This window comes from Sinorhizobium meliloti (assembly GCF_017876815.1).
Taxonomy (GTDB): domain Bacteria; phylum Pseudomonadota; class Alphaproteobacteria; order Rhizobiales; family Rhizobiaceae; genus Sinorhizobium; species Sinorhizobium meliloti.
In genome coordinates this window covers 830,130-850,694 of record NZ_JAGIOS010000001.1, presented here as the reverse complement: position 1 = coordinate 850,694, position 20,565 = coordinate 830,130, and the positions used below count along the sequence as shown (strand labels likewise).

General features: G+C 60.1%; 20 protein-coding genes. 16 read left to right on the top strand and 4 right to left on the bottom strand.

Annotated features, from left to right (window positions below):
• The first annotated feature begins 134 nt into the window (after positions 1–134).
• The 3 genes from JOH52_RS04070 to JOH52_RS04060 all read left to right on the top strand — a co-directional run bounded on the left by JOH52_RS04070 (position 135) and on the right by JOH52_RS04060 (position 4,281).
• Positions 135–3,281 carry a LamG-like jellyroll fold domain-containing protein gene (locus JOH52_RS04070; protein WP_107010407.1) on the top strand — a complete coding sequence of 1,049 codons (3,147 nt, stop codon included), beginning with the start codon at positions 135–137 and terminating at the stop codon, positions 3,279–3,281.
• Positions 3,282–3,688: 407 nt separating this feature from the next.
• Positions 3,689–3,949 carry an AbrB/MazE/SpoVT family DNA-binding domain-containing protein gene (locus JOH52_RS04065; RefSeq protein ID WP_107010408.1) on the top strand — a complete coding sequence of 87 codons (261 nt, stop codon included), beginning with the start codon at positions 3,689–3,691 and terminating at the stop codon, positions 3,947–3,949.
• Positions 3,949–4,281, top strand: coding sequence for a type II toxin-antitoxin system PemK/MazF family toxin (locus tag JOH52_RS04060; protein WP_107010409.1), 333 nt, complete (start codon positions 3,949–3,951; stop codon positions 4,279–4,281). The genes JOH52_RS04065 and JOH52_RS04060 overlap by 1 nt, the downstream gene beginning before the upstream one ends.
• Before the next feature lie 481 nt (positions 4,282–4,762).
• Here the strand turns inward: JOH52_RS04060 and JOH52_RS04055 are convergent, their stop codons facing one another.
• Positions 4,763–6,289, bottom strand: a complete 1,527-nt coding sequence (locus JOH52_RS04055; RefSeq protein ID WP_107010435.1) for a type IV secretory system conjugative DNA transfer family protein — start codon at positions 6,287–6,289, stop codon at positions 4,763–4,765.
• 539 nt (positions 6,290–6,828) lie between these two features.
• On the opposite strand from JOH52_RS04055, the gene JOH52_RS04050 reads away from it, so the two are divergent.
• The 7 genes from JOH52_RS04050 (at position 6,829) to JOH52_RS04020 (ending at position 10,853) form a co-directional block, all read left to right on the top strand.
• Positions 6,829–7,134: a hypothetical protein gene (locus JOH52_RS04050; protein WP_107010411.1), complete on the top strand. Its 306-nt coding sequence runs from the start codon at positions 6,829–6,831 to the stop codon at positions 7,132–7,134.
• Positions 7,131–8,123 carry a glycine-rich domain-containing protein gene (locus JOH52_RS35880; protein ID WP_153530222.1) on the top strand — a complete coding sequence of 331 codons (993 nt, stop codon included), beginning with the start codon at positions 7,131–7,133 and terminating at the stop codon, positions 8,121–8,123. The genes JOH52_RS04050 and JOH52_RS35880 overlap by 4 nt, the downstream gene beginning before the upstream one ends.
• Complete coding sequence (locus JOH52_RS04040) at positions 8,123–9,406, top strand: Lcl domain-containing protein (RefSeq protein ID WP_107010412.1); 1,284 nt, start codon at positions 8,123–8,125, stop codon at positions 9,404–9,406. The genes JOH52_RS35880 and JOH52_RS04040 overlap by 1 nt, the downstream gene beginning before the upstream one ends.
• Positions 9,407–9,431: 25 nt before the next feature.
• A complete protein-coding gene (locus JOH52_RS04035; RefSeq protein ID WP_141333294.1) occupies positions 9,432–9,647 on the top strand; it encodes a hypothetical protein in 216 nt (71 codons plus the stop codon).
• A 371-nt stretch (positions 9,648–10,018) separates the two neighbouring features.
• A complete protein-coding gene (locus JOH52_RS04030; protein ID WP_107010414.1) occupies positions 10,019–10,252 on the top strand; it encodes a hypothetical protein in 234 nt (77 codons plus the stop codon).
• A 32-nt stretch (positions 10,253–10,284) separates the two neighbouring features.
• Positions 10,285–10,548 (top strand): hypothetical protein, encoded by a 264-nt coding sequence (locus JOH52_RS04025; RefSeq protein WP_107010415.1) that lies wholly within the window; start codon positions 10,285–10,287, stop codon positions 10,546–10,548.
• Complete coding sequence (locus JOH52_RS04020; RefSeq protein WP_107010416.1) at positions 10,545–10,853, top strand: hypothetical protein; 309 nt, start codon at positions 10,545–10,547, stop codon at positions 10,851–10,853. The genes JOH52_RS04025 and JOH52_RS04020 overlap by 4 nt, the downstream gene beginning before the upstream one ends.
• Positions 10,854–10,920: 67 nt before the next feature.
• Here the strand turns inward: JOH52_RS04020 and JOH52_RS04015 are convergent, their stop codons facing one another.
• Positions 10,921–11,619 carry a SprT-like domain-containing protein gene (locus JOH52_RS04015; protein ID WP_107010417.1) on the bottom strand — a complete coding sequence of 233 codons (699 nt, stop codon included), beginning with the start codon at positions 11,617–11,619 and terminating at the stop codon, positions 10,921–10,923.
• Positions 11,620–12,350: 731 nt separating this feature from the next.
• Between JOH52_RS04015 and JOH52_RS04010 the strand changes: the two genes are divergently transcribed.
• The 3 genes from JOH52_RS04010 (at position 12,351) to JOH52_RS04000 (ending at position 14,772) form a co-directional block, all read left to right on the top strand.
• Entirely contained in the window at positions 12,351–12,683 is a 333-nt protein-coding gene (locus JOH52_RS04010; RefSeq protein ID WP_107010418.1) for a hypothetical protein, read from the top strand.
• Between the two features lie 7 nt (positions 12,684–12,690).
• Positions 12,691–14,412, top strand: a complete 1,722-nt coding sequence (locus JOH52_RS04005; protein ID WP_107010419.1) for a relaxase/mobilization nuclease domain-containing protein — start codon at positions 12,691–12,693, stop codon at positions 14,410–14,412.
• A 96-nt stretch (positions 14,413–14,508) separates the two neighbouring features.
• Positions 14,509–14,772, top strand: a complete 264-nt coding sequence (locus tag JOH52_RS04000) for a hypothetical protein (protein WP_107010420.1) — start codon at positions 14,509–14,511, stop codon at positions 14,770–14,772.
• Positions 14,773–15,077: 305 nt separating this feature from the next.
• On the opposite strand, the gene JOH52_RS03995 is transcribed toward JOH52_RS04000, so the two are convergent.
• Both JOH52_RS03995 and JOH52_RS03990 read right to left on the bottom strand, forming a co-directional pair.
• On the bottom strand, positions 15,078–15,470 hold the full coding sequence (locus JOH52_RS03995) for a DUF7678 domain-containing protein (protein ID WP_107010421.1): 393 nt from the start codon (positions 15,468–15,470) through the stop codon (positions 15,078–15,080).
• A gap of 278 nt (positions 15,471–15,748) precedes the next feature.
• The gene (locus JOH52_RS03990) at positions 15,749–16,696 is read right to left on the bottom strand and encodes a DUF2971 domain-containing protein (protein WP_107010422.1); all 948 of its coding nucleotides are present in this window, start codon (positions 16,694–16,696) and stop codon (positions 15,749–15,751) included.
• Positions 16,697–17,012: 316 nt separating this feature from the next.
• Between JOH52_RS03990 and JOH52_RS03985 the strand changes: the two genes are divergently transcribed.
• The 3 genes from JOH52_RS03985 to JOH52_RS03975 are packed head-to-tail and all read left to right on the top strand — an operon-like array spanning position 17,013 to position 20,549.
• Positions 17,013–17,225, top strand: coding sequence for a helix-turn-helix domain-containing protein (locus tag JOH52_RS03985; protein ID WP_107010423.1), 213 nt, complete (start codon positions 17,013–17,015; stop codon positions 17,223–17,225).
• Positions 17,197–19,404, top strand: coding sequence for a type I restriction-modification system subunit M (locus JOH52_RS03980; RefSeq protein WP_234896684.1), 2,208 nt, complete (start codon positions 17,197–17,199; stop codon positions 19,402–19,404). The genes JOH52_RS03985 and JOH52_RS03980 overlap by 29 nt, the downstream gene beginning before the upstream one ends.
• Entirely contained in the window at positions 19,401–20,549 is a 1,149-nt protein-coding gene (locus JOH52_RS03975) for a restriction endonuclease subunit S (RefSeq protein ID WP_107010424.1), read from the top strand. The genes JOH52_RS03980 and JOH52_RS03975 overlap by 4 nt, the downstream gene beginning before the upstream one ends.
• Positions 20,550–20,565: the final 16 nt, after the last annotated feature.

Here is a 20,565-nt window from a genome sequence, read left to right as displayed (position 1 = left end):
AGTCCATTGATATAATTGATATTTTCTCTTTATTCTTCTGCTTTAGGGCCATGCATGTTCAGCGAGAATTAATTTGTTTGAATGACATCATCCTTGCTCAAATAATAGATTAATTATTGTAGTATAAAATCAGAATGATGCGGGTCATTGGATTTTATATTTCGATAATGATTTTTGCCGTCGCCCTTACGTCAGCGGGAGCAGCGCAGGCGAGTTGCGTTTCGCCCGCCGCCGAGGCCGGCACCCTCACCTACGACCTGACCGACGCCGCCGTCGAATATTGCAACGGCACAAACTGGATCGGCCTGCGCAAAGCCGCCGCTCCCACCTGCACCGGCACCACCGGCACATGGACCCCGGTATCCATCGGCACGGCGAACACATTCACCGCCGTCGCTTACGGCGCCGGTAAATTCGTCCTCGTCGCGCAGAATGGTTCCAACCGCATCCGTTATTCCACCGACGGCGTCAGCTGGACGAACGCCAGCCCCCCCGCAAGTTTGCAATGGATGGATATCATTTTTGCAAACAACCAGTTCGTTGTCATCACCAGCAACTCCTCCGTCGTCATGACTTCGCCCGACGGCGTGAACTGGACCCAGCATGCCACGGCGATTCCGGAGGCCAACAACTGGGCGGGCCTGACCTATGGCGGTGGCTATTACGTGGCTGTCGCGCGCAGCGGCACCAACCGCGTGGCGCGCTCCGCCGACGGCATCACATGGACTGTCCACGCGGCGGCGCAGGCCAACCAATGGTTCGACGTCGCCTATGGCAACGGGCGCTTCGTCGCCGTCACCACGTCCGGCACGAATCAATCCATGACCTCCACCGACGGCGCCAACTGGACCGTGGGCACCATCGGCGCCAAGCAATGGCAATCCGTCACCTACGGTAACGACCGCTTCGTGGCTGTCGCCAGTAACGGCCCCAACAATATCTCAACATCAACCGATGGCCTAGCCTGGGTAACGCAGTCCAGCGCATCCCCCTGGATCAATGTCGATTATACCGACGGTCAATTTGTAGCTCTGGCCGATGAAACGGTATCCAGCAATAACGTCATGACCTCTCCCGACGGTCTTAACTGGACATTGCACAGCATCGAAACCGGCACTTGGTACGGTGCCGCCGCCGGCAACGGAACAATTGTCATCCTCGCCGGCCTCACCGCCACCAACCGCATCGCCGTGGGCAGCTGCAACACCGGCCAGTCCTATGACTGGGCAACCCAATCCACACTCACCAAGCTGAACAATCCGTCACCCGGGACAGACTGGGACTTGTTTGGCGAAACCCTCGCTATGGAAGGGCCCTATCTCGCCATACGCGCCGCCGGCGAGGATTTCAACGAGAGCAACAACGGTTACGTCTGGGTCCGCGATTCAGCAACCGGCGCCGCCCTTTACGCCATTGCCGAACCCCAACCTTTCGCCACCTCCAATTTCGGCTGGGCCATGGATATGCAGGGCGGCAGGATCGCGATCGGGGCGCCCGACAACGATACCGGCGCCAACCAGGCCGGGCGCGCCTGGATTTTCAACGCCGCCAACGGCGCCCTTCTCACCACACTCGCCAACCCCGCCCCCACCGTCGATGATATTTTTGGCAGCGGGATCGCCCTCTACGGGAACCTTGTCGCCGTGGGCGCGCCTTACAACGATACCGGCGCCACCAACGCGGGCACAGTTTACGTTTTCAACGCAACCACCGGCGCCCTGACGCAAACCATCGACAACCCGGCGCCGGGCAATGGCGACCTGTTCGGTTCTTCCCTCGCGCTCGAAGGGAACAATCTCGTCATCGGCGCCGTCAGCGACGATCCCGGCGGCACCGTCGATGCCGGCAGCGCCTATGTATACAACGCTTCCACCGGTGCGCTGATCTCGACATGGAACAACCCTTTGCCTTCTACCAACGATGAATTCGGGCAGACAGTGGGCATTGCGAATAATATCGCCCTTGTCACCGCCGGCACCCCCCATGCCGGCGTCGCCTATACGTTCAACCCCGCCACGGGAACAAACATAGCCACCCTTACCAAGCCCGGCAGCGGGACTGGCAGCGAATTTGGCTACTCATCCGCTATCTCGGGCCCGTTTGCCGCTATCGGCGCTTTCGGCGATCAACTGACAAGCAGCAACGGACGCGCATTCATTTACAACACCGCCAGCGGCGCCTTGCTGCACAGCGTCGAGTCATCTATGCCCGCCACGACCGACAGCTATGCAACAGGCATAGCGCTGGATGGCGGCTTACTGGCTGTAGGCGATCCCCGTGACACGGAAATAGGTCCCAACTTCGTCGGTGCCGTCCATATATATTCCGCGCGCAGCTACTGCAATAACCCCAGCGGCCTCGCCGGCACCATCCGCTACAACGCCGACCGCCGCGTCCTGCAATGGTGCGACGGCAGCAACTGGCACGCCGCCGGCCCCGTAAACCCCGGCAGCCCCACCGGCGGCTGCGCCAGCCCGTCACGCACCGAAGGCTTCGTGATGTTCAACAGCAACAGCTGCACGATGCAATATTGCGACGGCGGCGTGTGGCAGGGCATGAGCAACCCTGACGCCTGCGCCTGCATCGCTTCTTCAGACCTGGTCGCTCATTGGAAGCTCAATGAAACCACCGGCACGAGCGCGGCGGACTCCTCCGGGAATGGCAATACCGGCACGCTGCAGGGCGGGATGGATGCGGCATCCGATACGGTCGCGGGACAGGTCGGCACGGCGCTGAACTTTAACGGCTCGTCCGATTATATCAATCTTGGTTCCAGCGCCTCTCTGGATGATTTGTTTGTAGGCGGGGGCACGATCTCGGCGTGGATTTATCCGGAGAGTTACGGCAACTTCAATCAGGGCCGAATTCTGGACAAAGGCGCCGAGAGTAATGACGGATGGACATGGAAGTTTGTCGACAGCGGCGGAAGCCTTATGTTTTACATAGATCATACCAGCACTGTTGTTGACGCCGCTGGTATGTGGGCAACGAATACTGCTATTACGCTGAACACTTGGACCCATGTGGCTGTAACATTCAATCAGGACGATTTTAACAATGTTCCGGCCATGTATATAAATGGTCAGCCCGTAGCTTATACGGAACTCTGGGAACCGACTGCCGCCTTCGATTCCGATGCCACTCACAACATGTATATGGGCGTGCGCGATCCTATTCTGCGCTGGTTTGATGGAAGGATCGATGACGTGCGCGTTTACAACCGCGTCCTGACCGCCGCCGAGATTGATGCGATCTACAACAGCGGCACGGGGTGCGAGTAAGCCGCACCCTTGGGGCTAGTGAATTTCTCGAAAATGATCAGGTCGAAGCGGAATGCCATGCCTGAATATCTCACGATTCAGCCGCCGGGTGGGCGTTTTATGCCTCCGTATTCTCCACGCCAAGACGACAGCCTTTAGCCGACCGCGCCTGCATATAATACCCCTACGGCAATGGTCTGTTTGTCGCGGTGGCGCAAAGCGGCACCAATGGCGTCATGACAAGTGCCTGCCCCTAACTGGCTCTCTTTTTTTATCTCTTTCACACCGCTCTTCGTCTAAGCGAGCGGCCCGCCTCGGCGGCCGCTCCCGCTCCCGAGACATATCAGACGCGCCGTCGGTGCGGAGGACGGCGATGTTGAATAAGCGGGAGCCGATGTGTTATATTTAAATATAACGTAGGGGGTTTTATGCACACGACAAATTTGCGCAAGGTGGGGGGCTCGGTGATGCTGGCCGTGCCGCGGCCACTGCTTGAGCAGCTGCATCTTGTTGCGGGGTCGGCCGTGGATCTGGTGGTCGACAACGGCCGTTTGGTGATCGAACCGCGGATGCGGCCGCGTTACACGCTGGAGCAGCTGTTGGCGCAATGCGATGCCTCAGCGGAGAGTCCGGCGGTGGATAGGGACTGGCTGGCCGGTAGGCCCACCACTGGCCAGGAGCTATTGTGATGGAGCGTGGCGATATTTACCTCATCTCGCTTGGTCCCACCTCCAGGCATAAGCAGCAAGGCACGCGCCCGGTGCTGGTCGTGTCACCGGGGCCGTTTAACCGTCTGACGCGGATGCCGATCGTGCTGCCGATCATCACGGGCGGCAATTTTGCCCGCACCGCGGGGTTTGCAGTCTCGCTGGTTGGCGCGGGAACGCAGACGACGGGGGTAGTGCGCTGCGATCAGCCGCGCGCCCTCGATATCGGTTCGGGGCATGGCCGGAAGCTGGAGAAGGTGCCGGTGGCAATCATCAACGAAGTGCTGGCGAAGGTGGCCGCGATTTTCGAGTGAGGCCGTCGGTTAATTCGGCGCCGGGATGAGGCGCGGGCGATCGCTATGCAAGTCTCTCTTGTGGCCTGTTCACGCTCATAGGATTGGCAATTCCGGCGCTTTTCTGAGCCTGAGAACGCCGGCGCGCGCGATGCCGGAGCCAAGATACGCGAATGACTCCAGCATATCTTTGCAAGCAAGCGCGACCCCCGAGCCCCCCTGCTTGGCCAAGGCTTCGAAGGACTTATCGACCCATGCGGGTGTCGATCCCTCCATGACCTATTTCAAGCAAAATTGTAAGCAAAGTGCTGACCCATGTATTTCGTCCGGCACCCAGACCGGCGTTAAGTCTCCGGCGCGATGAAGGACAGCGAGATTCTGCGAATCCCTACGATCGGTTTTGATCCGATCACCAGGCTTGCGCGGTCGACCGCCAGCATGGCGAGCCGCCGGAAAGAACCCCGACTTCGTCGAAGGGATCTTCCCGGCGTGAGGCGGAAGGCTAGGGAGCCCCGTACTTCCCGGCGAATATGCCGTGGACTGGGCTTGCCTTGTCGAAATACTCGATACGCTGCAAGACCATCGGGTGATGTCCCGTCCAGATAACGAGCTGGCGCTTCAGCCGGTCATCGCGGGCGAATTGCCGGCTGACCTCATCAGGGGTGAGCAGGTCATATTGCTCCTGCGATTCCGACCGGCCATCAACACCGGATGCGCGCTGCTCGGGCGCGGTTTCGTTCTGCCGCGTCACCGTGACGATGGTTTTGCCCAGGCGCTTCGAGACGTACTCCGTCGTCATCAGGTCGTTGTTCCCGAAGAACTGGAGAATGCCCGCATTGCCAGTGAACGTCTCCCAACGGTCCTTGTACAACGACACGCCTTGTCCCCAGTCCTGGATCACGACCCATAGCTTGACGCCAAACGACGCGATCTGCCCGGCCGCATCTTCAAGCTGCTGCATATGGCCGAGCACCGGGAACTCGTCGAGGCAGACCAGCACCGGGCAGGCCGGTTCGGTCTTCTCGCGTTCCATGGCATCGAGCAACAGGTTGATAAACAGGCGCAGCCAGCGATTGCATTTCTTCATGCGGTTGGCCGGGAGGCACAGATAGATCGTCATCCCCTTGGGTGCGGTCTTGAGGTCAGCCAGGTTGAAGTCGTGACCAGCCAGCACGCGGTGCATCGCGCGATAGTCGAGTAACTTGGTGTGGCGACGTGTGGTCGACAGAACGCTCCCGCGTTCGTTCGCGGGACGCTCGTAGAAATCGCGGGCCGCCCCCTCGATGGCGTCGCCAATGTCTGCCGTGTTCTGGTTGCGCGACAGCCGTGCCGCGTTCTTCAGCATGGCGAGTTCGAGTGCGAATGCATCGTCGTCACCACCCGCCGGCACTAGAGCGTTGTTGATCAGACGGCGCACGGTGATCAGATTGCGCCGCCTCTCAAACTGCGGGTCGGTGGCAACATGCAAGAGAAGCCCCTCGATCAAGTTCTGGGCGCTTTCATCCCAATGCGGGTCCTTGCCGCCCGCGACGACCAGAGCGTCTGAAATCAGCCCCGCGTCCTCTATGATCGTGTCGTTCACCTGATCGAGGAGGGTGAGAGGGTTGAAGCTGGCGCGATAGGGCGCGAGCCGCTCGGGTACGATTCCGAAGGGATCGAGAATACAAATCTTCTGGCCCAGTTCGGCGCGCCTGGCCGCTGTAAGAGAGGCCAGCTCGCCCTTGGGATCAAGGGCCAGCACGCTGCCTCTATAGAACAGCAGATTGTTCACAAGACTGACGGATTTGCCAGTGCGCGAACCGGCGACCATTAGGGCGTGACGATTGTCTTTGATGCCCAGCAATCTGTCCCCCAAGCATCCGACCAGCAGCGCGCCGCCGGGGTTATGCGGATCGTAGGTCATGGCCGCGCTTCGCAGGATGCTTTCGAGCGGCATCCAGCAGGCTTGCGGCTGCTTTTGCTGATTGAGGAATCTTGTGGTGATTCCGCGGGGGATGTCGCGGGTGAATTCACTGACAAAGGCGTTCATTACCGTTGCTCGCGTGTTCGTGTTCGACGCCATTTTTTAGAGCGGGTTTCCGCTGTCCCTCCTCGCCAATTCCTCGTGTCGCTGCCACACAGTGCCGGCCTGCCGCGCGGTCGCGGCCTGCTCTGGAACCTGTTGCTCACTATCTGCCTAAAGCCAGATGGTTCTGTCCGCCTTCCGCTCCAGAACCAGTTCACGGAGAAGTTCCCGGGCAATTGTATCGGCCGGCGTAGCGCCCTGTGTTCTCGTTTTTATGCCGTAAGCCGTGCGGAGCGTGACAAGATCTTTGTCGGTCCAAAAGGCGCCGTGGTAGGTCAAGCCCCCGATTTCGACCGAGATTTCCTCTGGCGATCTTTTCAAAACCAAAGTCCCTGACCTCTCGCCATTCTATATACCTTAACACACTGAATTTACATAACAAAATAGGAAGATTTAGCTTCATTACTGACTGCATGATATAATATTCCTATGCATTATTAGGTATCAAATACGGTCAATTAAACTCGCCGATTTTGCCCAAAAAGCCTTTATGAGGATGGGGAATGAAGTACACGCTTACAGCATTAGCAATTACAAGCATTTCGGCTTGGGTGATGCTGTGCCCGTACACTGCCCTATCGGCCGACGAGCACATCAATACCGTAGCAGCGGTACAAAACGATTCCGTTATTATTGTCGAAGACGCAGAGGTTAAAGCCTTCCGCTTCATGATCGACGGGCTGGAAGTCGCCCGTCTCGACTCTACCGGGCTGCATGTTCGCAAGGGCCTATCTTACGGCGGCTCGATTACCGACTACGACTCGCCCGGTTTTGACGCACACATCGCGCAGAAAGCGAAAGCCGAGTGAAGCGTGCTGCCCTTCTCATCGCGCTGACGTTATTGATCGCGCCCCCTGCGCGCGCGCAGGAGACTTCCGCTAGCTTCACGGAAAGCTCTATCCAGATCGGCTATGATAACCGGTCCTGCGACGCGAGCCTTGAAGGGTCGCTCCGCTACAATGGCGGCGGTGGAGCATGCAATACCACCCCCACAGAATACACCACGGGGGGCACATTTACTTACAATGTTCCTGCCGGGTGTGACTCCGCCACGATAGAGGCCTATGGCGCAGGCGGCGGTGGCGGCAGCAGTGGCCGTGAGGGCGGCGCGGGCGGCGGCGGCGGCAGTGTAGTTGAGCGGGCGGTGGGAACACTGCTTGTCGCAGGCGGCGGCGGTGGCGGCGGCGGCGCGGATGGGAATAGCGGCGGCGGCGGCGGCGGCTACGGCAGCGCGACAGTGACCGTTGCCGGTGGCGAACAACTTGATGTCTGGGTCGGCGGCGGCGGCGCGACAAATGCGCTTGTCAACGGTGGAGCAGGCGGTGGCGTTTCGGGGGGCACTGCTGGCGGTGTCACAGGAGGCAACAGCGTCTATGGCGGCGGCGGCGGCAGCGCCGATGACGGCTCGGGCGGCGGTGGCAACAGTACCTACGGCGGCGGCGGCGGTGCCGGTAAGGATAATGGTGCGGGCAATGGCGGCGATAGTACCTACGGCGGCGGCGGCGGCGGCTCCGACGGTTCGGGTGGCGGCGGAACGAGTACGAACGGCCGGAACGGCCTGAGCGGTGACGGCGGCGGCGGCGGCGGTGGTGGCGGATATGGTGATACCGTTATCCTCGGCAGCAACGGCGGCACCGGGTCAACAAGCGGTGGGGCGGCAGCCAACGGGGGGCCGGGAACGGGCGGTGCCGGGGGAACGGGCAGCACTGGCAAGGTGGTCATTACGCCTTCCGCATCCGCCAATCCTTCAATCGAAGTCTGTGACGGAACATCCAACTGGGTGCCTTGGGGGAATTAATGTCAAAAAGATGTGCCGCCGCGCTGGCGGTTTTGTTCGTGTTATTTATTCTTCCGCCTCAGGTGGAAGCGCAGGAAACATCGGGCGGATTCACGGGCGGCTCGATCAGGATCGGCTACGACAACCGCACATGCAACGGCGCGCTGGAGGGCTCCATTCGCTACAACAGCGCTTCGTCCTGCGGAGCAGAATTTTGCCACGGGACGGCATGGACTTGCCCGGATTCGGCGTCGGGCAACTGCACGCAGATCGGCAATGTCTGCTCGGCTGACGACACGGTCTATATCGGCGACTCTCCGCTCGACGGCCAGCCGCTCTACGCCACGCGCTGCGACCACGGGCGCACCTGGGATGGGTTGAAATGCGTCGGTGACCCGAGCAGGGAATGCTGGGACAATTGCTCCGACACCGTGACAACAAACATAGGGTATACGACCAACGGCTATGACGGCCATTTCAATACCGCCGCCATCGTCAATACGGACGCCGACACTGCCGTGGGCTTTCAGAATCACAACGCGCCGAAGCTTTGCCGCGATCTCACGGTCCACGGCTACAGCGACTGGTACATGCCCTCGGTCTATGAAATGCAGCTTATCCGCGATGCGCATACGCTCATCGGGGATATAGACCGCACCGGCTACCCGTATGCCTATTACTGGATTTCGGCGGAGGTAGATTCTACGTGGGCTTTAACGATGTATTTCAAGGATCCCGACGGACTTGACGCCAATATCAAGTCCTATGGTCCAGGCTCCACTTTGTTGCGCTGCATTCGCAAACCCGCCGCCACGAGTAGCGAGACCGCGCCGACCGGCTGCGCCAGTGTCGGAAACGTATGCTCGGACAGCACGGTCTATGCGGGCGACCATCCGAATCTTCCCGGAACGAAGCTGTATGTGCCCGCGGCGGACCAGAGCACATCCATCCAGTGGAGCAGCGTCAGCGCAGATACGGCCGCCGATTCCAATATGAATGGCGCGGCCGATCAGGCGTGGATCGCGCATAATGCTACACTCAGCCAGTACCCGGCGATGCAGCTATGCGAGAACCTGACCAACAACGGCCATGGCGACTGGTATCTGCCGTCGCGGGACGAATTGAACCGCCTGTATACCAACCGGGCTGCCATCGGCGGGTTCACCACGGGAACATACTGGTCCTCGACCGAATCCAGCTCGGCTAATGCACAACAGCAGAGTTTCAATACGGGCACGCAAAGCACTTCCGCCAAGACCACCAATCTAAGAGTCCGCTGCGTACGCAAGGGAAATTTCGACTAGCCCAGGACCATCCCTGGAATGTTTGATGGGCGTTCTTGAAAGGGGCGGTATGGGGTTGCGTCTGCATCGGCAGTTGCAACGGGTCAAGCTGGCTCTGTCTGGCTCTGACACGACCGTCTCCGTCGACCGCGACGGCACAGGCTCGACTTACGGCTTCACGCAGATCGCCACGCTGACCGGCGTGACAGGCCTGACCGACGAGGCGGCTCTGGTCGCGACCGGCAACCTGATCGCGGCCTAACGCCGTCATACCTGACTTTAAGGGGCGCGTTCCGATCCATCCGGGCGCGCCCTTTCTCTTTGCACATTTTCAAGCGTGGCCGGGGAGAGTGCTCATGGGTTGCGGCTGTGTCCCGGCTTTTCTATCGTCATAAGAGCATCCGTTCGGCTTGAGGAATTTCCCTCGACTGGAACGCCCTAACCTGATCGGGCGCGCAGCCGCTTCAAGGCCAGGCCCTTCGGGTGCCGCGCGGGTTTCCCCTTCTTTCGGTCGCATTGCTCCCTGCCAAGCGGGTGATACCCCTCCTGCGCGACAGCCATGAACCGTCTGCTTTTCCGCCCGCTCCGTGGTGAGGCGTGTCGAGGAAAACCACAAGCGAAAGGAGCTTAATCATGACACAGAACGAAAAGCAGACCCGCAAGTCCCGCGAGCATCAGGCCCCGGCCTACATCGCCTGGCATGTGGACGAGAAGGGCAAGAAATCCTTCTGGACCCGCATCGGCGCCGCCTGGCGTCACGAGGACGGCGAAGGCCTGACCCTCCAGCTCGATCTGGTCCCGGTCAATGGCGGCCGGATCACCCTCCGGGTCCCGAAAGCCGCCGACAACGAAGGAGCGGGCGCGTAAGCGCCCCTCCCACTTTCGGAAAGGAAACGAACATGAACAATGTCATAGAACCCGATATCAGCCTCGTGGCTGCGCTCTGGCAGTTCATCGAAGATCGCGGAGGCGCCGAAGAGTATCGTGAACTGCGCGAGCGGGTCCGGTGCCACGGCCACCTCTACGATAGTGCGCCGGCCCTGCTTTCCGCGTTGGAAGGTCTGCTCCCGCATGTTGAGGGCGCACGCGAATCCGACACTGCCGGACGGCCATGGCTGGAGCGTGCTATCAGCGTCACAGCCAGCGTTCGGGGGCTCTCATGAAGCGCTCCATCGAAACCCACACCATCGTGTGGCGGGGCCTTACCATCGAGGTCCGCTACGAGGCGCAGTGGCTCGGTACGGACGGGCCGTTCAGCACCGCACATCTCGAAGTTGACGTGAAGTGGCCGGAACGCCGCCCCCTCCCGTTCACTGAAACGGGATACCGTTCTCACTTCACGCCCGCGTCGGAGATCGACGACGCGGGCGGACCGGTGGCCTTCGTGGAGGCGTGGCTCGAAAAAGCCGCGCAGTCCACGCAATGGAAAAAGCGTGAAGAGGCGGCACGACAAATGACGCTATTCTGATGGGCGTACCGGGCAGGAAAAAGGCGCGGTGCCCTTTGGCTCCGCGCCTTAATTTTTGGCGGGTGGTTTAGTCGCCCGCGATCATCAGCGCCTTGTCGTCCGCGCACATGAGGCGGGCATCATGCTTTGCCCAGGCTTTGAGGTCACATTCGGGGCAGTTGTAACGCACGCGCTTGCCGCTTTTCTGGACGAGGGCTTCAGGCTCGGCTTCGCCTTCGCCTTTGGATGGTTCTAGCGGGGACGGCGCTTCCTTCCATGCGATCGCAAACTCTTTCGCGATCAGCTTGTCGGCGGCCTGATCGAATGGCCCTGCGGGCACGATCAAGTGGCCGACTGTCTCGCCCGTCTCCTTGCCGCCTTCTGCGCCATTGTCGGTGGGCTGAAGACCGAGCACCTTCATTTTGTCGGCCCACTCGCGGTTATGATAGCGGCCGCGTCCTGGTTCTCCCTCATGGTGCTGCCATAGATGCACCATCTCATGGACAAGGGTCGCGAGAATGTCCTTCACAGGACGCTCGCGGAAGGTGGCGGGGTTCAGGGCAATCTCGTCGGCCGGGCGTCCGTCATCGTTGCGGAACCGTGCACCGGCAAAGTACCCGTATGTGTTCTTGCGGCGCTGAAGGGTGATAAGGGCGTTCGGGAGCTTTCCCTCGAACAGCCCTTTGTTGAAATGCTCGTAAGCCTGCTGGAGCCTGTCATAGGTCTCCTTTGTCGGCTTGAGCTGAAGGGGAGCGGTATCGACTTGGGGCGTTGTGTGGGCATTCATGGCGGACCATCCTTTCCACCGGCCCCTTGCTTTTGGGATGTACATTACAAAAGGGCGTTTGGTGCCGGTCGGTGAAGGCTCTTTAAGTAGACGGTCCCGTCTTCCTCATTCCGCGCGCTTTCCTCGTTTGCTTCATCTGGATAGTGCGATGTACACTCCAGTCAGTTCGTCTTTATGATGGATGCACATTTCCACTTTGGCCCCCTCATTTGCTATCATGGTAGTGTGGGGGTTCCGTCGGCATAGACAAGAGTACAAGGTGTGCGCGGTAGTACCGCGCTCACCTTGCTGGGGGGACCATCCTGTCCCCCGCAGACCCCCCTGGGGCATCCCGTAAGGCGCGACTCCGCTCGTGGCGGCGTCTTGCCAAGGGATGCGTTCAGCCGGGTGCGGGTATCGAACCCTTCCGGCTGATGGCAACGTCTCGGCGTTGCATCACGACCAGGGAGACTGCCGCTCTCCCTTGGAACCCATCGCACAAGGGGCTTCCGCGCCCCTTTGCAAACCACGGCCAGGACTTTCGCATCCTGGACCACGACCGGTGTTTCGGCACCGGCTTCGAGCCAAGGGAGATGTCGTCTCTCCCTTCGCAAACCCATAGACCGGGGATGGCGCTCCCCGGACCCTCGCATGAGGCGCGGATGCGCTGGCCGGCTGCCGGATCACAAACCTTTTCGCGCGCGTGGAAAGCGCGCGGTTTGTGAGCGGCGGATGCGGCTATTTGATTTGGCATGACGGAGAAGAAGAGAGACGCCCCGATTTCGTACCGCCCGCCGGAGATCCTCCGTGAGGAATTCCGGGCGCGCGTCGAAAAGTCGGGTCTCTCCGTCAATGCCTTCATCACGCAAGCCATCTTCGCCACTCCGCCGGCCCGGCAGTCCCGCCGTCCGTCCGTCGCCACGCAGGACCTCACGCGGCTTCTTGCCGAAGCCGCGCAGCTGCGCCAGCAGCTGGGGACGCAGCCCATGGAAGGGCCGCGTCAGGTCCAGCTTCACGAGGAGGCCGTCGCCGCGCTGACCGATATCCGCACACTGCTGATGCAGGCCCTGGGGCGGGAGCGATGATCGTCCCATGATCCCCAAGGCCAGCCAGCGTGCCGGCGGGCAGGACCTCGCCACTCATCTGCTGAACGCGCTCGACAATGAATATGTCGAGCTGGCCGAGGTCAGCGGCGCGGTGGCGTCCGACCTCCACGGCGCCTTCGCCGAGTGGGAGGCCATCGCGACCGGTCTCACCAAGTGCCGCGAATATCTCTACAGCCTGTCCATCAATCCCGAGCCCGGTCAGCAATTGAGCCGGGCGCAGTATCTCGACTACGCGGAGCGCGTCGAGAAAAAGCTCGGTCTCGAAGGCCAGCCGCGGGCCATGGTGTTCCATATCAAGGATGGCCGCGAGCACTGCCACATCGTCTGGTCGCGTATCGACTGGCAGGCGGAAAAGGCCATCCATCTCGCCTTCGATCATGAGAAACTCATGATGGTCAGCCGCGAGTTCGCGCGCGATCATGGCCTCGATCTGCCGGACGGGTATAAGCGTGACGGCTCCGGACGCGCGCGCAAGCAGTCTCTGTACGAGACGCAGCAGGAGCGCATGACCGGGCTCTCCAAGGAAGAGCGCATGGTCATGGTCACGCAGGCCTTCCGGCAGAGCGATAATGCGCGCTCGTTTGTCCGGGCGCTGGAGGCCATGGGCTATGTGCTGGCGACCGGCAAGCGGCCTTACGTCCTGGTCGATATGTACGGCACGATGAATGCGCTGCCGAAGATGATCGACGACCGGAGCGTGCGCACGAAGGATATAAGGGCCTTCCTTGAAAAAGACTTCCCGGCGGAGTCGCTGCCCACGGTCGAGGAAGCGCGGGCGCTGGTCGCGGACCTGCGGAAGGCGCGCGAGCAGTTCGCGAAGGCGCAGGGGCAGGCAGAGCGTCTTGCGAAGCTGGAAGCAGCGCAGCAGGTGCGGCGGGCGCAGTTTGTGGCGGCGCAGGATGAGCAGCGTGAGCGGCACCGGCAGGAACGGGCGCTGCTGGAGCGGGAGCAGCTAGCGGCACGGCGGATGCAGAAGGGCGCTTATCTCGCGCAGGTCCGTAGCGTTCGAGCGGCACGGGCGGAGGCGCGGCCGACGGGCCTTGCGGCATTCCTCGGGCGGGTAACGGGCGTATCGCTCGTCATCGGCAAGCTGCATCGTCATCGTGATGCGAAGGCGTTCCGCGCCTTTGCCGCGGAGAAGCAGGCGCTTGGGCTGGCGCAGAAGCAGGCGGCGCTGTCCTTGCAGCGGCGGCAGGAGGTGCAGGCGCTGGAGACCGGGCGGCAGTTGAAGGCGCTCGGCAAAGTCGAGGCGCGGGAGCGGCAGGCGCTGGAGGTGAAGCGCGTGCGCGAGCAGCGCATCATCGGGCGGTACGGGCATAACCACATGCCCGCGCTAAATCTTGATCTCAAGCCCAAAGGGCGCGGGCCAGCGGTGCGGTGCGCATCGATGCGGCATCGTGATCGGAGCGGCGCGGAGGAGCGGGAGGATCAGCATGATCAGCAGCAGCAGGACCAGCAGCAGCAGGAAAGGCGCGCGGTGCCGAGGGGCAAGATCGACCTACGCGAGGCGCTGGAGGAGGCGATCATGCGCGAGCAGCCGTGGAGCAAGGAGGTCGATCTGGCAGGTGATTTTGCGCGCGCGGCGGGCGATGGTGACGGGGATGACGGCGGTGGGGATGAGGGCGGAGAGCGGCTGCGCATCTCGCGGGCGGAACGGAAGAGCGAGCGGGGACGGAAGCGGGATGATGACTTTGAGAGGGAGAGGTAGGGCGCGTCCGTGGCTGCCCGGATGTTATGCCAATTGATTTCGTTGTTCTCATGCAGGCAGCAGAACCTTAGACTGACCGTCTGAAAGAGAGGGCGTTTGCCGGGTGACGATCAGGTCGATGAAAAGCTTCTTGAGCTCCAGGGTCTGCTGAAGCGGATTTGGGAAGCCGGGGCTTTGTCTGAGAGCGACTATCGAACCAAGCTCAACGGCATCTGGCGCAGCGCACTCTTCTGGCGCAATGCTGGCCGATCTGCGCCTTGGATATTGAACCAGCTCGCAGCGGTGGAAGACGAGTTTATGGCGGCGTTTGAGACGCCGGCTACGACCACCCTTGAGCGGAAGGGCGGACGCCGTCGATAGAGGTGGATTGCATATCCGTGCAGTTTGGGCGCGTCCCACCCAAGGGGACGGTGGGTCAGGCTCTAGGCTAAAGCCCCGAGCCGCCGTGCGTCTCGGCCCATGCGGGTGACGATCCTTCGCGCGAAGAGAGGCTCGGGAACACACCACCAAAGCATGGCTGGCAGCCTGTTCGCTGGAGCGCCGTCACCCCCGCCTTGTGAGGCGACGGACGGCTCCAGACGAAGCAGGCTGAATTGCAGCGGCAGCGCACCGGCGCCTCATCGCAAGAAAGGCGGCCGCGCGTGGCGGCCGCCGGCGGCCGGCGGCTAACGCTCCCGGCCGGTGTCGTCGGCATGGCGGGTGCGGCCGGCGGCCCGGCGCCAGTGCAGGTCAACCCGGATGGTTGTGTCGGAGCTTTGGGTTTGTTCATGCTCCCGGAATGAGCTTTTGATGATCTCGACCGCGCGCTTGTCGTCGTGTGTCTGGGGCGGACTGTCCCAACCGCGATCGTAAGAGGCGACTTCGTTGCCGCTGTGCCAGACAGTCAGCTTTGAAATCTGGCCCCCATCCAGCCCGTACCTGCTCCCCACATCAAAGACTTTGGCGGTGAAGCTGTAGGCGGGGTTTTCGTTGACGGTGCCGCTCACCCAGAGATCGTTCTTAACATCGCCTTTGGTGATGGTGATGCGGTCGGTATCTACAATCGGTCCGGTTTCCATGACGGTGACTCCTTCCTGTCTGCTGGAGGAGTCTCGCGCTATTTTCCGCCGCTATTCCTCGGGGAATCCCCGTTGGGGTAATACGCATACGCGTATAAAACGCGGATATACGCACTCGCGTATAAGTCAGGTAACGATCGCTTTCTCTGAGGGCGCGTCCCTCCGCCTTCGCTCTGCTACGGCGCGATGGGTCAGGCTCTAGGCGTTCGCCCCGAGCCCTGCTTCCGCAGGGTCTCGGCCCATGCGGGTGACGATCCTTCGCGCGCGTAAAGAGGGGTCTATTCGTCTCCTGTGATCGGCTCGAAGAAATCATCGATATCGAGTGCGCGCCGAGGAAGAGAAACTGACAGCTCGTCGGTGTCCAGCACGTACCTGCCGAGCAGGAAACGTCCACGTCGCTCGCGTATTTCGTAGAACTTGACAGGTCGGCGCCTGCCGGCGAGCGCCCTGACAATTGCGAATTTGACTGTATGCGAGCAGCGCATTCCAAACACGACCTCTTCAAGTTCAAGTGGCGAGCCCTGTGCTCCACGGGGGCCGACAAGCCGCCACTCACGTTCATAGCGCCAGTCAATGGCCTTTCTTGTCAGAACGGCCGAGTCCACTTTCCGGCGTGCGGATTCATCGCCGTCAAGCATCGCTGAAACCGCAGTCGCTTCGATAAGCCTGCTACCGCCGTAGGTGATCTTGTGGAGGTTTGCGGCAGCGCTTTCCGGCACCGAGTAGCCGATGCATACACCCTTGTGCTGGTCGCCATAGTGGCTCCACATCAACGGGCAATCCGAACGTCCTGCCAGCGAGACGATGCCCTTGTCATACCGTCGCAGGAGTTCGTCCTCGACATACTGGCCGAACAGAAACCGGGCCGGGTCCTCTATCTCGTATTCAGGATTCGTCGCGCTGTAGCGGATTTCCGCGATCACCTGCTCAGCGCGCCGGCGGCTATGCACCGCAATATGGTTGAGCGTCTTCGGGCCGCGATACTTGATCGTCTTGGCGGCCGCGCTCATCTCTGCGCTGATTCGCTGCTCGACCAACCGCGCCAGCATATCAGCGAGGGCGTCCGCGTCGAGGTCGGTAGCCAGAGACGGCTTGCTGTCGAGCGGATCATTGAACGTGCTTGGATCAGCGAAGAACAGCTCGTCGGCGATCAGCGCATCCAGCGTGCGATTGCTAAACGCCCGGTACTTGTAAAGCCTCTCAGGAATCTTTCGCTTCGCAGTCAATACGGCCCCCTTGATCGAATATTATGGCTCTGCCGGACAATTGCCTAGCATTCTCATGACCGTGACGATCATTCGCGCGAAAAGAGGCTCGGGAACACACCATCAAAGCAGGCCGGCAGCCTGTTCGCTGTCGCGCCGTCGCCCGCCTCTTGTGAGGCGACGGACGGCTCCAGACGAAGCAGGCTGATATCCAGCTTGCGAGTCTAGACTTCGCCAACTTCATAATTTTCATAATCTAGGTAAATCTGCGAGTTTTCGCTCCAATTTTCTCCGATTTTCTCTATACTCGCCGGGATTGTATCGGGGCGCCAAAGCCATGAGCGAGATACTCACGGTGCGCGAGGTGGCCGCCCTTCTCAAAATCAATGAGAAGACGGCTTACAAGCTCGCCGCTAAGGGGGAGATTCCGGGCTTTAAGGTCGGAGGCTCATGGCGTTTCGACAGCGGCGAAATCGACAGTTGGATAAGACGAGAATCCGCAAAACACGGAAAGGGCGACGATGCCGAACCTAAAGAAAAAAAGCAGTGAAGCAGAGCGCATGCCGGCGGAAGCCGGACAGCGTGCTGAGGTTCGCGACGAACGCCAGGGACTCAAAGGCATAAGCAAAATGAGCGCAGATCACTTTCACAATCTTGAAAAGTTCGAATCCGAGCTTTGGAAGATCGCTGACGACCTGCGCGCCAACTCGGGATTGGCGTCAAACGAGTATTTCATGCCGATCATGGGGCTCATTTTTCTGCGTCACGCCACCAATCGGTATTATGAGGCAAAAGCGGCGATCGAGGCGGACAAGGCCGCCGGCCAGATGCCGGATCGTCCGCTGATCGAGGCAGATTTCACGCGTCGCCGCGCGCTCATGCTGCCCGAGGCTGCGCGCTTTGACGTACTCCTGAAAATGCCAAAGGACGGCAATCTCGGTGCGGCGCTCACGGCCGCCATGGATGTTATCGAGGCAGCCTTTCCGCCGCTCGCGGGTCAGCTGCCGAAAGACTACCAGCGCTTCGAGAGCGATCTGCTCGAACGCATGCTGCGTATGTTTGATTCCGAAGGTCTGCGAAAAGCCTCTGGCGACGTGTTCGGCCGCATCTACGAATACTTCCTCGCTGAATTCTCCAAGCAGGGCGCGCACGATAACGGCGAGTTCTTCACGCCGCCTTCCATTGTCCAAACCATCGTCAACGTGATCGAGCCGGACCATGGGATCGTGTTTGATCCGGCTTGCGGCTCGGGCGGCATGTTCGTTCAGTCGAGCCATTTTATTGAGGACGCGGGCCAGGACACAATGAAGCGTGTCACCTTCTATGGCCATGAGAAGAATGAAACGACCGCGAAGATCGCGCAGATCAACCTGGCGGTTCATGGCCTTCAAGGCACGATCCGGGCCGGAAACGAAGCTATCACCTATTACAAGGACCCGCATGAGCTCGCCGGCAAGTGCGACTTCGTCATGGCCAATCCTCCGTTCAACGTTGATGAGGTCGACGCCGATAAGGTGACGGGTGACAAGCGCCTGCCATTTGGCCTGCCGGGCGTGAACAAAGGCAAGAAAGTGTCGAACGCCAACTATCTCTGGCTTTCGTATTTTTACAGCTACCTGAATGAAAATGGCCGCGCCGGCGTGGTGATGTCCTCGCAGGCATCAAGCGCGGGACGGGATGAGGCGACGGTACGCCAAAAGCTGGTCGAGACTGGCGCCGTTGATGTAATGATCGATATTCGCGGCAACTTCTTTTACACGCGCACGGTGCCGTGCCAGCTGTGGTTTTTCGACCGGGCAAAGGAAAAGGACGCCGCACGCCGCGATCATGTGCTGATGCTCGATGCGCGCGGCATCTACAATAAGGTGTCGCGTTCGGTTGTCGATTTTAGTCCCGAGCAACAAAAGAACATTGCCGCGATCATCTGGCTTTATCGCGGTCAACAGGATCGCTTCTTGAGGCTCGTTGAATCCTACCTGGCGCGTGCCATCGCTGATGGCGAGGCGGCGGCAGCGCCCCTTGACACGTTCGAGGACGTCCTTGGAAAACTCATCGAGTTGATCGAGCCTTTTGCCAGAACCAGGCGCAAGGATGATCCGCTGGCGGAGCCCTGGGGGGAGCTAACCAGCGCGCAGTCTACACTGACGGCAGATATCGAGCAGTTCGTCGCCGAGCCTGCGAAACAGGAAAAGAGCTGGAAGGCGGGTCGCGACAATGCCGGGCTGAACGCAGCGCGGGCGGCACTGCATCCGATAGCGGAAAGCTGCCGCGATCTGACGAAGCAGATCGACCTTGCGGCGAAGCTCGCAGGCCGTGTGATCGACATCAGCTTGAAGGAGCTCGAAGCGAAAGACTCCGGCAAATGGTCGAACGCTGACATCAGCCGCACGCGCAAGCGACTGGAAGATGCACGCGCGAACGCCGTCGAGGCGCTGCGGATGGCGCGTTACTTTGTGAAGCAAGCTGACTGGCTTCAAGAGCGCTTCCCTGACGCCGCGCTGCGTGATGTCGAAGGGCTGGTCAAGCTGGTCGATCGTGCCGCGATCAAAGATTATGATTGGAGTTTGACGCCAGGGCGATACGTCGGTGTTGCGCCCGTCGAGCAGGATGAAGATTTTGATTTTGAAGAGTCGCTCCGCGCGATCCACATTGACCTAAAAGGCCTAAACGAAGAGGCGGTGGAGCTCGCCGCGCAGATCGCGCGCAACTTCCAGGAGTTGGGCGCATGACATCATACCTGGGCGCAAAGCACTGGCAGCCTGCCATTCTTGAAGACCTCGTCTACCTGCAACGTGGGTTCGACATAACCAAGGATCATCAGAAGGAGGGAGATGTACCGGTTATCTCGTCATCTGGGCCGAGCAGTTGGCACAACGAAGCCATGGCTGCCGGCCCCGGCGTTGTCATTGGCCGAAAAGGCACGCTCGGCTCCGTCCACTACAGCGCGGGCGACTATTGGCCTCATGACACGACGCTTTGGAGCAAATCACTAAACGGCAACAACGCACGTTTCGTATACTATGCTTTGAAGTGCTTGGGCTTGGAACGATTTAATGTCGGTGGGGCTAATCCCACGCTCAATCGAAATCACATTCATGGTCTTCCAATCCGTTTGGCAGATCATCCAGTCCAAGACAAGATCGCTTCCATCCTTGCTGCTTACGACAATCTGATCGAGAACAACAGACGGCGAATTGCATTGTTGGATGAGTCAGTGCGGATGCTTTACCTTGAGTGGTTTAGTCGATTCCGCTACCCCGGTCACGAGCATATTGAGATCATAGAGGGTATCCCCAAAGGGTGGGAACGAAAAAGAATAGGCGATGCGTGCTGCTTCTTAGGACGAGGAATTTCGCCGACATACGACGACGATGGTGATTCAATCGTATTGAGCCAGAAATGCGTTCGCGATCGACTCCTTTCAACCGCTCCAGCCCGACGGCAACGAAAAGAGTATAAGGTCGAAAAGGCGCTCAACTACCTGGACGTTCTCATAAATTCGACGGGTACAGGGACGCTGGGGCGTGTGGCTCAATGCTGGTTCGAACCGGTGGCCATGACATTTGACTCTCACCTAACTGTCGCTAGACCGAATAGTGATGTTCATCCGTTCTGGTTTGGATACGCGCTCCTTGAGCTGCAGCCGGTCTTCGAGGGAATGGGCGAAGGGGCAACTAATCAGAAAGAACTTTCGAAGAACCGGATTGCCGAGGTTCGTGTAACAACTCCTCCGCGCCCGCTACAAACGCTGTTTGGTGATTTTGCAGGAAACGCTGCCAAGCAAATGCAAACGTTGCTGCGGCAGATTGATAAACTCGCTCAAGCTCGTGACATTTTGATGCCTCGTCTAATGAACGGGGAGATCGCGGTATGATGTCGGAGCGGAGGGC

Excerpts from the sequence above, each read along its gene's own strand:
- JOH52_RS04070 (WP_107010407.1), top strand. The coding sequence starts at position 135 with ATGATGCGGGTCATTGGATTTTATATTTCGATAATGATTTTTGCCGTC.
- JOH52_RS04065 (WP_107010408.1), top strand. The coding sequence starts at position 3,689 with ATGCACACGACAAATTTGCGCAAGGTGGGGGGCTCGGTGATGCTGGCC.
- JOH52_RS04060 (WP_107010409.1), top strand. The coding sequence starts at position 3,949 with ATGGAGCGTGGCGATATTTACCTCATCTCGCTTGGTCCCACCTCCAGG.
- JOH52_RS04055 (WP_107010435.1), bottom strand. The coding sequence starts at position 6,289 with ATGAACGCCTTTGTCAGTGAATTCACCCGCGACATCCCCCGCGGAATC.
- JOH52_RS04050 (WP_107010411.1), top strand. The coding sequence starts at position 6,829 with ATGAAGTACACGCTTACAGCATTAGCAATTACAAGCATTTCGGCTTGG.
- JOH52_RS04040 (WP_107010412.1), top strand. The coding sequence starts at position 8,123 with ATGTCAAAAAGATGTGCCGCCGCGCTGGCGGTTTTGTTCGTGTTATTT.
- JOH52_RS04035 (WP_141333294.1), top strand. The coding sequence starts at position 9,432 with ATGGGCGTTCTTGAAAGGGGCGGTATGGGGTTGCGTCTGCATCGGCAG.
- JOH52_RS04030 (WP_107010414.1), top strand. The coding sequence starts at position 10,019 with ATGACACAGAACGAAAAGCAGACCCGCAAGTCCCGCGAGCATCAGGCC.
- JOH52_RS04025 (WP_107010415.1), top strand. The coding sequence starts at position 10,285 with ATGAACAATGTCATAGAACCCGATATCAGCCTCGTGGCTGCGCTCTGG.
- JOH52_RS04020 (WP_107010416.1), top strand. The coding sequence starts at position 10,545 with ATGAAGCGCTCCATCGAAACCCACACCATCGTGTGGCGGGGCCTTACC.
- JOH52_RS04015 (WP_107010417.1), bottom strand. The coding sequence starts at position 11,619 with ATGAATGCCCACACAACGCCCCAAGTCGATACCGCTCCCCTTCAGCTC.
- JOH52_RS04010 (WP_107010418.1), top strand. The coding sequence starts at position 12,351 with ATGACGGAGAAGAAGAGAGACGCCCCGATTTCGTACCGCCCGCCGGAG.
- JOH52_RS04005 (WP_107010419.1), top strand. The coding sequence starts at position 12,691 with ATGATCCCCAAGGCCAGCCAGCGTGCCGGCGGGCAGGACCTCGCCACT.
- JOH52_RS03995 (WP_107010421.1), bottom strand. The coding sequence starts at position 15,470 with ATGGAAACCGGACCGATTGTAGATACCGACCGCATCACCATCACCAAA.
- JOH52_RS03985 (WP_107010423.1), top strand. The coding sequence starts at position 17,013 with ATGAGCGAGATACTCACGGTGCGCGAGGTGGCCGCCCTTCTCAAAATC.
- JOH52_RS03980 (WP_234896684.1), top strand. The coding sequence starts at position 17,197 with ATGCCGAACCTAAAGAAAAAAAGCAGTGAAGCAGAGCGCATGCCGGCG.
- JOH52_RS03975 (WP_107010424.1), top strand. The coding sequence starts at position 19,401 with ATGACATCATACCTGGGCGCAAAGCACTGGCAGCCTGCCATTCTTGAA.